This window comes from Paenarthrobacter histidinolovorans, assembly GCF_014647595.1.
Classification (GTDB): Bacteria; Actinomycetota; Actinomycetes; order Actinomycetales; family Micrococcaceae; genus Arthrobacter; species Arthrobacter histidinolovorans.
This window is the reverse complement of record NZ_BMPM01000014.1, coordinates 22417-34254: the sequence shown is the minus strand read 5'-3', so window position 1 is coordinate 34254 and position 11838 is coordinate 22417. Positions and strand designations below refer to the sequence as shown.

The 11838-nt window shown below is 63.0% G+C and carries 10 protein-coding genes, 1 tRNA gene and 1 pseudogene; 8 read left to right on the top strand and 4 right to left on the bottom strand.

Annotation, left to right across the window (positions count from 1 at the left end; genetic code table 11):
• The 3 genes and pseudogenes from IEY62_RS21285 to IEY62_RS21275 form a co-directional block, all read left to right on the top strand.
• Window positions 1-223 (top strand): annotated as a pseudogene (locus IEY62_RS21285) (TasA family protein); the annotation flags it as partial.
• Window positions 224-859: 636 nt separating this feature from the next.
• Window positions 860-1027 carry a hypothetical protein gene (locus tag IEY62_RS21765; RefSeq protein ID WP_229785516.1) on the top strand — a complete coding sequence of 56 codons (168 nt, stop codon included), beginning with the start codon at window positions 860-862 and terminating at the stop codon, window positions 1025-1027.
• Window positions 1011-1415 carry an Hpt domain-containing protein gene (locus IEY62_RS21275; RefSeq protein ID WP_189021401.1) on the top strand — a complete coding sequence of 135 codons (405 nt, stop codon included), beginning with the start codon at window positions 1011-1013 and terminating at the stop codon, window positions 1413-1415. The genes IEY62_RS21765 and IEY62_RS21275 overlap by 17 nt, the downstream gene beginning before the upstream one ends.
• 133 nt (window positions 1416-1548) lie before the next feature.
• Here IEY62_RS21275 and IEY62_RS21270 read toward each other — a convergent pair.
• Window positions 1549-1625 (bottom strand) — tRNA-Thr (locus IEY62_RS21270).
• A 147-nt stretch (window positions 1626-1772) separates the two neighbouring features.
• Entirely contained in the window at window positions 1773-2651 is an 879-nt protein-coding gene (locus IEY62_RS21265; RefSeq protein ID WP_189021400.1) for a DsbA family protein, read from the bottom strand.
• A 176-nt stretch (window positions 2652-2827) separates the two neighbouring features.
• Between IEY62_RS21265 and IEY62_RS21260 the strand changes: the two genes are divergently transcribed.
• From IEY62_RS21260 to IEY62_RS21240, 5 genes are all read left to right on the top strand, one after another.
• Window positions 2828-4324: an alpha,alpha-trehalose-phosphate synthase (UDP-forming) gene (locus IEY62_RS21260; protein WP_189021399.1), complete on the top strand. Its 1497-nt coding sequence runs from the start codon at window positions 2828-2830 to the stop codon at window positions 4322-4324.
• Window positions 4314-5111, top strand: a complete 798-nt coding sequence (otsB, locus tag IEY62_RS21255; protein ID WP_189021398.1) for a trehalose-phosphatase — start codon at window positions 4314-4316, stop codon at window positions 5109-5111. The genes IEY62_RS21260 and otsB overlap by 11 nt, the downstream gene beginning before the upstream one ends.
• A 206-nt stretch (window positions 5112-5317) precedes the next feature.
• Window positions 5318-6400, top strand: a complete 1083-nt coding sequence (locus IEY62_RS21250) for an ABC transporter ATP-binding protein (protein ID WP_189021397.1) — start codon at window positions 5318-5320, stop codon at window positions 6398-6400.
• A gap of 88 nt (window positions 6401-6488) precedes the next feature.
• Window positions 6489-8084 (top strand): beta-N-acetylhexosaminidase, encoded by a 1596-nt coding sequence (locus IEY62_RS21245; RefSeq protein ID WP_189021396.1) that lies wholly within the window; start codon window positions 6489-6491, stop codon window positions 8082-8084.
• On the top strand, window positions 8081-9496 hold the full coding sequence (locus IEY62_RS21240) for a DUF4032 domain-containing protein (RefSeq protein ID WP_189021395.1): 1416 nt from the start codon (window positions 8081-8083) through the stop codon (window positions 9494-9496). Before IEY62_RS21245 ends, IEY62_RS21240 begins: the two co-directional genes overlap by 4 nt.
• On the opposite strand, the gene IEY62_RS21235 is transcribed toward IEY62_RS21240, so the two are convergent.
• Together IEY62_RS21235 and IEY62_RS21230 are read right to left on the bottom strand one after the other, a co-directional pair.
• Window positions 9493-10248, bottom strand: coding sequence for a GntR family transcriptional regulator (locus tag IEY62_RS21235; RefSeq protein WP_189021394.1), 756 nt, complete (start codon window positions 10246-10248; stop codon window positions 9493-9495). The two genes, IEY62_RS21240 and IEY62_RS21235, sit on opposite strands and share 4 nt — an antisense overlap.
• Window positions 10229-11695 (bottom strand): chlorohydrolase family protein, encoded by a 1467-nt coding sequence (locus IEY62_RS21230; protein WP_189021393.1) that lies wholly within the window; start codon window positions 11693-11695, stop codon window positions 10229-10231. The genes IEY62_RS21235 and IEY62_RS21230 overlap by 20 nt, the downstream gene beginning before the upstream one ends.
• Window positions 11696-11838 lie beyond the last annotated feature (143 nt).

Genomic DNA, 11838 nt, shown 5'->3' with positions numbered 1-11838 from the left:
CCCCTACACCTGCGCCGGAACCAAAACCACCGTCCTGGCCAACGGCCCCGTCATCGCAGCGAACAAAACCCTGAACAACCTCACCTCCCTCACCAACGCCAAAACCGACAACCTCAAAGTCACCACCGCCTTCCCCACCACCGCCAACGACACCTTCCAAGGCGCCACCTCAACCATCGCCTTCGCGTTCACCGGAACCCAACGCACCGAAACCACCAAATAACACCACCCCCCGGGGTGATCCGATAGGCCCCGGGGGCCGGCCTGTTTGCCCTTCAGGCCGGCCCCCGGCCATTTCCTGAGCAAGTCTTGAGGCTCTCCCACACGCTGCCTTGAGCCGGGATGGACAGACTGAAGTCAACAAATACTTGAAAGGAACGCCAGGCATGAGCGCACTGAGCACCATCACCACTCCCGCAGACCACGGCCGGCGTTCTGCAGCTAAACCACCACAGCCCACCGAGGCCCCCGCAGTGATGCAGCCCGCAACGGCCACAGCAAGTGCAGCCGGTCCTAGGCCGGGCGCCTTCCGTCGCGTGGCCGGTACCGTGGCCAAGATCATCGCCGTGGGCTTGCTGGTTATTGGCGCTCTGGTGTTCCTGTTCCTTGCGATCGGCCCGCGCGTTCTGGGCTACCAGACCTCCACCATGCTGACCGGTTCCATGGCGCCCCTGATCAACCCCGGAGACGTCGTCGTCACCGTCCCTACTCCAATCGAGGACGTCAAAGTCGGCGACATCATCACCTACCACATCCCAGTGGAGGACCAANGAAGGGCGACGCCAACAACGGGATCGATCCCTGGATCGCCACTCTCCAAGGCAAGACCGTAGACAAGCAAGTCGCCACGATTCCCTACGTGGGCAACGCGATCCGGGCAATCCGCGAACCGATGGTCCTGAACACCTTGATGTACGGCGCACCCGCCATCCTGGTCATCGGAATGCTCGCCTCCATCTGGACCAAAGACCCAAAAGAGTCATTGGCGGGGCAGGCGGCCGGTGAGAGCGATGAAGCGGCAGCGTAACCCCGCCGCCGAGTTGGATCTGAGAAGGCTCCGGTCCCTCGCCGACGAACTCGGCAGCCCGGAACCTGCCTTGCGATTCCTGGACAAGTATCTGGCGATGCTCCCGCAGCGGGTGGAGCGCATTGTTCACGCCGTAGATGTTCATGACGCCAAAGAGACCACAACAGCCCTGCTCAGCCTCAAGATCAGCTCCGCTATGGTCGGTGCCGTGGAAACTGAACACCAGTGCCGGGCTATCGAATTGATGATCCGCGAAGACTACTTCGAGGACGCCGCCCAAGCACTGCCTGCCCTCCGGCAGTGCACGGACCGTTGCCTGGCGTCACGTTCCGAGCTCACCCACGCAGCCCACAGCTCCCTGACCCGCCGTGGTGGATTCTTCCGTTAATGACCTGTCCCATCCAAAGGAGACCGCCGGCGTCGTCTGCCTTGTTGAAAGCGTGCAGTAAGCGTGTAGTGCCCTGCTTCCAAGACAAGAAAACCCCTCCATTCCAGGCAAACAGCCGGAATGGAGGGGTTCGTGGAGCCCCCTGTCGGATTCGAACCGACGACCCCCGCTTTACAAGAGCGGTGCTCTGGCCAACTGAGCTAAGGAGGCACGCTCCGGCTACCCGGAACCAAGCGCAAAAGAGCGCTAGATAAGGTTAGCCCAGACCATCCCCGTCAACGAAATTTGCCTGAACAACAGCGGCCGGCCACCTCAGCGAAGAGGTGACCGGCCGCCGTCGGGAATTCAGGTAGAGGCTTAGCCCTTTGCCGTGATGGCGGTCTGGATCTCGGCGTTCAGGTCGGTGGAACCGTCCCACTGCTTGCCGTCGATGAAGATGGTAGGCGTTCCAGTGATGCCGATGGCGGCAGCTTCCTGGGTGGCAAACTTCACCCACGGACGGTACTGCTTGCTGTCCACGCACGAGTCAATGTTGGCGGCGCCAACCTCGGTGGCCATGGCCTTCAAGTCCTTGTCCGAGATGCCCGCGCTGCCTTCGGCCGGCTGGCGTTCGAAGAGGAGGTTGAAGAAGTCCGCGTACTTCTCCGGGGACGTGTTCGCTACGCAAGCTGCTGCGTTGGCCGCACGGGAGGAGTAGTTGGTGGTGGACTGCAGGTCCAGGAACCCGAGAGGACGGTACTCAAGGGAAATTTTGCCGTCGTTGCGCAACTGGGTCAGCGAGTCACCGTAGGTGGTTTCGAAACGCTTGCAGACCGGGCAGATGAAGTCGATGTACGCGATCACCTTGACGGGCTTGCCCGCCTCGGCCTCCCCGCCGGGCACGGTCACCGTGGCGGGCTTGGTGGCGGGAGCGGAAGGGACATCGGCGACGTTGACGGAGCTTGGCTCGGACTTCACGACTTCGCTGCCTGCCAGCAACGTGACGCCGCCGTGGACGTTGCCGTTGGCCGGCGTCGGCCCCTGATCGGCAACCGGTGCGTTGTTCTGGATGTTGCCGATAACTACGGCCGCAATAATTGCAATGATCACGACGATGGCAACCACGATGCCCCAGCCGACCAGAAGCTTGTTGCGCTTCTCCTTCTTCAACTGTTCTTCGCGGATTGCTCGCGCTTTTTCCCGTGCCTGGGCGGTGCGTTCAGCCTTTGACAGGCGGGATTCGTTTGCGGGGCTCATCAGTTCCTCGGGTTACTCGACGTCGTAGTGAATAGCTAGGGCAACGGGGACAGTTTACGGGAGCCAACTTGGAGCTCTACCGCACACCCGTCCGCCCGCTAGTTGAACGATCAACCGCCGGGGAAGATTCCGCTAGTAGGCTGGGAGTTGAGTCACAGCAACCCCAGGGAGCATTGATGCAGGATTTGGCAAGCGAGAAACTCACAACCGAAGAAGGCGTCCGGGCTTCTCCCGTCAAGAAGCCCACGGCGACCAAGTTCGATTTTATGGTGGTCTCCAACAGGTTGCCCGTCGACCGGATCAGCGACGACGGGGATGAGAAGGACGGCTGGCGCCGCTCGCCCGGCGGTTTGGTCACAGCCCTGGCGCCCATGATGACCAAGTCCGACGGCGCGTGGGTAGGTTGGCATGGCGCCCCGGATGAAACTGTGCGCCCGTTCAGCCACGAAGGCATGGACCTGGTCCCGGTCCAGCTGAGCAGCCATGAGGTTGAGCTGTATTACGAAGGCTTCTCCAACGCCACCATCTGGCCGCTCTACCACGATGTCATCGCGCCCCCGGAGTTCCACCGTACGTGGTGGGATTCGTACCGCTCCGTGAACAAGAAGTTTGCCGACGCCGTCATCCGCCACGCCGCGGACGGTGCCACGGTTTGGGTGCAGGACTATCAGCTTCAGCTGGTTCCGCGCCTGCTGCGTGAGGCCCGCCCGGATCTGAAGATCGGCTTCTTCAACCACATTCCATTCCCGCCACCTGAGATTTTCGCGCAGCTTCCGTGGCGCCGGGAAATCATCGACGGCTTGCTCGGCGCCGACCTCCTTGGCTTCCAGCGCCCCAGCGATGCCGGCAACTTCATGCGCTCGGCACGCCGCTTCCTGGGCGCCAGCGTCAAGCAGCAGCAGGTCCATGTCAAGGGACCGGACGGCGAGGTCACCCACATCGCCAGGGCCCAGGCCTTCCCCATCTCCATCGACGTGGACCAGATCCGCGAGCTGGCCGCCAACCCGGACATCATCGAACGCGCAAAACAGATCCGCCGGGACCTGGGCGATCCCAAAACGATCCTCCTGGGTGTGGACCGCCTTGATTACACCAAAGGCATCGGCCACCGCTTGAAGGCTTTCGAGGAACTCCTGCGCGAGGGAAGCATCAAGGTAGAGGACGCCACGCTCATCCAGGTGGCAAGTCCCAGCCGTGAGCGCGTGGAGCAGTACCGGCTTCTGCGGGAGGAAATCGAGGGCACCGTCGGCCACATCAACGGCACCTACGACACCATCCAGAACACCGCGGTGCGCTATTTGCACCACAGCTACCCGGTGGAAGAAATGGTGGCACTGTATCTGGCTGCCGATGTCATGTTGGTGACGGCGCTGCGTGACGGCATGAACCTGGTGGCCAAGGAGTATGTCACTGCCCGTTCCGATGACGACGGCGCCTTGGTCCTGAGTGAGTTTGCCGGTGCGGCAGATCAGCTCAAGCAGGCGTTCCTTATCAACCCGCATGACATCGACGGTCTCAAGTCCGCCATCTTGCGGGCCGTCAACCTGCCGCCCAAGGAAGCACGCCGGCGCATGAAGCTCATGCGCAAGCAGATCCTGGACCACGACGTCGATTACTGGTCAGCAGCGTTCCTGGCGGCATTGGAAGAAAAGGTGGTTCGAGATGACAGCTGAGAACCTGGCCCTGTCGCCGGAACTGCTGGAGGCGGTCCGCCGCATTTCCGGCACGGAGCACCTGCTGGTAGCACTGGACTTCGACGGAACACTCTCACCGATCGTTGATCGCGCCGAGGACGCGCGGCCCCTTCCGCGCTCGGCTGCGGCGCTGGCGGAACTCGCCGAATTGCCACGCACGACGACGGCACTCATCTCGGGCAGGGCCCTGGACAGTCTGCGGCTGGTCGCCTCTCCCCCGGCCAACACGCTGCTGATCGGCAGCCACGGCGCCGAAGTTTGGCTGGGCGAAGGTTCCTTGGGCCTGGAACTGGACGAGGACCAGCGGAAGAAACTGGCGGCCGTGCGCGAGGTTCTTGCCGAAATCGTGAACATCGCCCCCGGGACGGTGCTCGAAGACAAGCCTGCCGGCGTGGTCCTTCACACCCGGATGGCCGACGACGACGTGGCGGAGGACGCCGTCGAGGCCGCCACCCGGGTCCTGAGCGAGCATCCAGGCGTGTATCTGAAGACGGGCAAGCGGGTGCTGGAAACTTCCGTGGTCCACGCTTCCAAGGGCGAAGCCGTGGAGTTCCTCCGCCAGGCGACAGGTGCCACGGCCATCCTCTTTGCGGGGGACGACGTCACGGATGAGGACGCCCTGGGCAGGCTCATGGGTGACGACGTGGGAATCAAGGTGGGTTTGGATTTCACCCAGGCGCAGTACCGGGTGGAGGCTCCCGTCCACGTGGCGGAGTTGCTGGAAGCCCTGTTGCGGGAGCGGCGCCGGGTCACCTCGCCCGCATAATGCGTGATGAGCGCAACATGTGATGTTCGTAACATTTAGGTAGTTAGTCAAAAAATCTGACATACTCTTGGTTGTGATGTGACGCACAGTACCGTGCGGCGTTACACGATCCTCCCCGGCCTCAGGCCGGGGAGTTCAACTGAAGAAAATGAACCATTCACAACGGATCGTCCGGCACGTACCTGCCGGTGAAGGGATTGATAACTGTGGCTACAGTTACTTTTGATAACGCTACGCGTCTGTACCCGGGCACAGATAAGCCCGCCGTCGATAAGCTCAACATCGACATCGCCGATGGCGAATTCCTGGTCCTCGTGGGACCCTCCGGTTGCGGTAAGTCCACCTCCCTGCGCATGCTAGCAGGTCTTGAGGATGTGAACGCCGGCCGCATTCTGATCGGTGACCGCGACGTCACGGACGTTCCCCCGAAGGACCGCGACATCGCAATGGTCTTCCAGAACTACGCCCTGTACCCGCACATGACGGTTGCGGACAACATGGGCTTCGCACTGAAGATCGCCGGCGTCTCCAAGGAAGAGCGCGCCGAGCGTGTTCGCGAAGCTGCCAAGCTCCTTGACCTTGAGCAGTACCTTGACCGCAAGCCGAAGGCTCTCTCCGGTGGTCAGCGCCAGCGTGTTGCCATGGGACGCGCAATCGTCCGTAACCCGCAGGTCTTCCTCATGGATGAGCCGCTTTCCAACCTTGACGCCAAGCTTCGCGTCCAGACCCGTACTCAGATCGCATCCCTGACCCGCCGCCTCGGCGTCACCACGGTGTACGTGACGCACGACCAGGTCGAGGCCATGACCATGGGTGACCGCGTCGCAGTCCTGAAGGACGGCCTGCTCCAGCAGGTTGACACTCCGCGCAACCTGTACGACCGCCCGAAGAACGTCTTCGTTGCAGGCTTCATCGGCTCCCCGGCCATGAACCTGCTGGAACTGCCGGTCGTCGACGGCGGCGTCCAGTTCGGCGGAACGATTTACCCCGTGCCGCGCGACGTCCTCCAGGAAGCCACCGGCCAGACCGTCACCGTCGGTTCCCGTCCGGAAGACCTTGAGACCGTCGGCAACGGCGAAGGCCTCCAGGTTGAGGTTGACGTGGTGGAAGAACTCGGCGCCGACGCTTACGTCTACGGCCACACCACCCTTGATGGCAAGAGCCACGACATCGTCGCACGCGTCGATGGCCGCCGCCCCCCGATGAAGGGCGAGTCCATCTTCGTTCGTCCGCAGTCCGGCCACGTGCACCTGTTCGACACCAAGACGGGCCTGCGCCTGGGCGACTAATCGCGTCTGTACGTTCCGCATTGTGATGGCGGCCCGACCCTCCCGGTCGGGCCGTTATCACGTTAACCTTCTTCCCGGAAAGAACGGCATGAACACCACAGATAACCTGATTCCCCGGCCTTCCCACGTTGCGCCCCAGGACGGTCCGTCCTTCACTCTCTCCCCCGGCGCCAGGATCGCGGCCGGCAACACCGCCGCGCAGATTGCCGAACAGTTGGCCGCGCTGCTCCGCACCGCCACGGGCTTTTCGCTGCCGCTGGTGGAAGAACACCGCCCGGGGGATATCTCCCTGGATCTGGTGGACGCGTTCGACGGCGGCCCTGAGGCCTACACCCTGACCGCCTCCGAGGATGGAGTCCGGCTCACGGCGTCCGCCCCCGCAGGCCTCTTCAACGCTGTGCAGACCCTCCGGCAGCTTTTCCCCGCGGCCATCGAGGAAGGCGGCGCCTCCGAAGAAGGCGACGCCGGCACCTGGGTGGTTCCCGCCGTCGAGATTCTCGACGCACCGCGCTTTGCCTACCGCGGCCTCATGCTGGACGTCGCCCGCAACTTCCTCTCGGTGAAGGAGGTGAAGGAGCAGATCGACGTTATGACGCAGTTCAAGTTCAATGCCCTCCACCTGCATCTGACCGACGACCAAGGCTGGCGGATCGAAATCCGCCAACCGGAAGAGAACCCTTCGGGCTTGGACTACGCCAAGCTGACCGAAGTGGGCGGGAAGGGTGCGGTGGAAGTCGCCACGGCAGTTCCGCCCCGCGGCAACTCCGGCTTCTACACCCAGCAGGAGTTCCGGGATCTTCAGGCGTATGCCGCCGCCAGGAACGTCGTCGTGATTCCGGAGATCGACCTTCCCGGCCACGTCAACGCCGCCCTCGCAGCCATTCCGCAGCTGAACCCGGACGGCGTGGCCAAGGACATGAGCACCACTGCGGACGTCGGCTGGTCAACGCTGGACGCCTCGCTCCCGGCCACCTATGAGTTCGTGGCGGAGGTCCTGGGGCAACTGGCCGCGATGACTTCGGGCCCTTACCTGCACGTCGGCGGCGACGAAGCTTTGGTCACGGGACACGCGAATTACATCACGATGATGCAGGAATTTGCCCGGCTGGCGTCACTGACCGGAAAGACCGTGGTGGGCTGGAATGAGTTCGCCGAGGCAGAGCTTCCGAACGGGTCCGTAATCCAGTACTGGTTCGGCGACCTGGATCCGATCGTCCGGCAGGCTGATGCCACCGCTCCCACAGTGATCATGTCCCCGGCGGCCAACACTTACCTGGACCAAAAATACTCCGCGGAGAGCCCCATCGGCCTTGAATGGGTCAAGGGCGGCCCCTTCACCTGGGCCGAGTACTACAACTGGGACCCGGCCCAGGGCGGTTTGACGGACCAGCAGATCCTGGGCGTCGAAGGCCCCCTCTGGACCGAGACCGTCCGCAACAACCAACAAGCACAGTGGTTGCTCTACCCACGGGCCATCTCGCTGGCCGAAGTCGCCTGGACAGGCCAGGAATTGCGCAACGCCGGTGACTTCCGACGCCGGTTGGGCGCCTTCGGTGAGCGACTCACCAAGCAGGGGGTCGTCTTCCAGGAAGCCCCCGACGTCGAATGGTCAGCCCCGCCGCTGAACCCCTTCACGGCCGCGGGTGCGTCCGCTTCCCCTGAATACGGAACAATTGAGGCATGAGCGAGCAAAACGAAGCCCAGTGGCACGACGAACCCACCGACTACGGGCAGATCGGCAAGCTCCCTCGGACCGAAGCAGCCAGCGCGCAGGACGCCGCTCCTCCGGCGAGCGTCATCGGTTCGCTGAATATCACGGCAGCAACGGCGGATCCCGAGCTGCTGGACCTGCCCTGGCATATTGCTTTGGAGGATTGGCCGGCTGAGAACCTGGCCGCGCTCCCCCGCGGTATCTCCCGGCACATTGTCCGTTTCGCGCATTTGGGCGGTTCGGTGATCGCCATCAAGGAAACCTCCGAGCACGTTGCACGGCACGAGTACCACATGCTCCGGAAGTTGGCCCGTCTGGATGTTCCGTGTGTGGAGCCCGTGGCGGTTATTACCGGCCGCACCACGGCAGATGGCCGGCCGCTCAACCCGGTGCTGGTAACCCGGCATTTGAAGTTCTCCATGCCGTACCGCGCCCTTTTCTCGCAGATGCTCCGCAAGGACACGCTCACCCGTCTGATTGATGCGCAGGCGCTGCTGCTGGTCCGCCTGCACCTGATCGGTTTCTATTGGGGCGACGTTTCGTTGTCCAACACGTTGTTCCGCCGTGATGCGGGCGCTTTTGCTGCGTATCTGGTGGATGCGGAAACGGGCGAACTTTACCCCGACCTCTCCATGGGCCAGCGCGAATACGACCTTGAGATCGCCCGCGTGAACATCGCCGGTGAGCTCATGGACCTGCTGGACGGTGGGCTGATCGAGGAGAAGGTGGATCCTGTAGCCACCAGTGAGCTGATCATGGGCAGCTACCGGCGCCTCTGGACTGAACTCACGGAGAAGGAGTCCTTCGAACTGGGCGAGCGGTGGCGCGTGGGTGCACGCATCCGCCGCCTCAACGAGCTCGGCTTCGATGTTGAGGAATACGCCATCAAGACCACGGCGGACGGCTCCACCATCCAGCTCCAGCCAAAGGTCGTCGACGCCGGTCACCACCAGCGCCGGCTGCTGCGCCTGACCGGCCTGGACGCCCAGGAGAACCAGGCCCGCAGGCTCCTGAACGACATGGACCAGTTCCGGGCCGACAACAACCCGGACCTGGATGAGGAAATCAGCGCGCACATCTGGGTCAGCCAGATCTTCGAGCCCATTGTCCGCTCCATCCCACGCCATTTGGCGGGAAAGCTGGAACCGGCGGAAGTTGTGCACGAGGTCCTGGAGCACCGCTGGTACATGAGTCAGAAGCAGGACAGGTACGTGCCTTTGGCTGAAACCGTGCAGTCCTACCTGGACACTGTGCTGCAGCACCGCCGCGACGAGGCCGCCATCATGTTGAACCCGGACACGGAGCTGCTCAAGATCCTTGAGGTCGAAGTGGAGGAATCAGGCCGGTACGACGACGAGGCCGAGTACCCGGACGCCGACGACTAAGGTTCCAGGGTTTCCGCGAGCCCGCTAAGCACGGGCTCGCGGCCCAGCTCGATATGCGAGTACGCCAGTGAATACGCCAGGTCCGGCTTGCCCCTGAGGATCGCGTTGCAGAGTTCTGTGTGTTCGTCGCGCTGAAGCTCGTTGCTGCGGTTGTGCGTGAGCCCGAAAATCCAGCGCATCCGCCCGAACAGCGGCTTCACCGATTCGATGAGGAGCCGGTTCCCTGACAGGCGCACGATCTCGGCGTGAAGCTCGGCGCTGATCACAGCAACGTCCTCTGTCCTGCCCTCGTCGATGGCCGCGTTGGAGGCCTCCATGAGTTCCTCCAGCCGGCCGCCGTCGCTGCCCTCGGCCACCCGGGTGGCAGCCATCCTGGCGGCGAAGGTTTCCAGGCACAGGCGGATATCAAAGAGCTCATTGACGTCGGTGAGCGTCAGTTGGCGGACCACTGCACCACGGCGCGGGAAGGTCTCCACGAAGCCGTCCTGCTCCAGGCGTTGGATGGCCTCCCGGACCGGGATGCGGGAAACGCTGTAGATCTCCGAGAGCTCACGTTCACGCAGCCGCCCGCCCTGGGCATACTTGCCCGTGACAATGCCCTCCAGCACCAATTGGTAGACGTTCTCCGCGCGGGCCTCGTCATCGCGGCCATTCCCGGTTTCCGGCATCGCCTCAACCACTGTGGAACTTCCCTTCATCACTGCGTACGCTGCCGCCGCCGGGCGGCGCCGGTCAGCGTTCCAACCGAGCATACACGGGAGGAAACAGCTCATCGGCCGGGCGGTTCCCGATGTCACGGCCGCTGTAGGCGCGGCGCATCTTGTCGAACAATTCCTGCCCCTTGGACCGCCAATATTCCAGGTCAATTCCTTCGATCGCCCCGTCAACCATGATGGTCCGGCCAGCCACGACGGACAGCACTGCCTGGCGGGCCGTGCCGTTCAGAAGGAGGGTCCTCAGCGGGTCTTCGTGGACGCCGTCGCGGAAGTCTCCCAAGGAGAAGGCCACCAGGTCCGCCTGCGCGCCCGCCTTGAGCCGGCCGAGGTCCGGGCGCCTCAAGGCGTGGGCGCCGCCCAAGGTTGCGGCATCGAAGTATCCGGCGACGTCGCCGGCGTCGTTGCTTCCGGCGAGGATCTTGGCGAGCTGCACGCCGGCATCGATGCCCCGGATGAGGTCCGGCGGGAACGAGTCCGTGCCCAGGGAGATATTGATGCCCGCCTCCTTGTACGCGTTGAAGGAATCCAGTGTGCTGCCGTAACGCATGGAGGTGAGCGGGCAGTGGATGATGCTGGCGCCACTGTTTGCCAGCCGTGCGAGGTCGCCACGGTCCTCCCCATGTACCGCAGGATTCCTGTCCGTGTAAGTGGCGTGCGGGATCAAGAGCCGCTCATTGAGCAGGCCCACTTGCTCGAGGAGTTCCAGGGGCGTTACCCCGTGCCGGTCCAGGATGAGCTCCCGCTCCACGAGCCCCTGCAAGGAGTGCAAACGTACCAGCACGTCCCGTTCGCTGGAGGCCGCTGCAGTGGCTTTGAGCAACTCAAGGTCGAGTGTCTCAATGCGGCACGGGAGCAGGACGCCGTTGACCAAGGGATCGTTAAGTCCAGTCGCATGGTCAATGAAGCGCAAGGCGCTGGCCAGCCCCTCACGGCCGCGGTCGTCGTCGAACATTACTGAACGTTCGCCGTTTTCCAACACGACGTTCACGCCCGAGCGGTACGCCGGGCCGAGGTAGCCGCGCAGGCCCAGTCGCCGACTGGTCTCCGCCATGCCCACCAGTTCCTCGAGGGGTTCGGCCCATTCGGAGTGCACTTCGGAGGCGATGGGCATGTAGGTGGTGATGCCATGCAGGACAAGTTGGATCAGCGCGTATTCGCGGATCTGCTGACGTTCTCCGGCCGTGAAGACATCGGTCCGGCGGTTGCGGAAGTAGTCCTCGGACCATTGATGTCCCTTGGCCTGCTCCGGTCCGGCCCAGCTGTCCAGGATGAGGTGGTCGATGTCTGTGAGGGCGTCAAGGTCGATCAAACCGGGCATGAGCAGCGCATCCCCCAGGTGCCGTTCCTGGTCCACTGGACCCGTGAAGTCATGGCCTACGTAATCGATGGTGTGGCCACTGTAGACCACGCACCCGTTTTCCAGCAGCACGTGGTGTCCGTTGAGATGGCCCAACACGTAGCGGGCGGTGACCTTGGTGCGCACGGCGTCTCCTGTTTTCTGCCCATACGGACAGCTCGTATTACTCTCTGGTATTCCAAACAGTACATTATTTGTGATTTACATCGCATGAATCCTGCTCTAGTCTATTTTGGTATACAAGAACTCCGGAGCCAGCTCCTGATCAC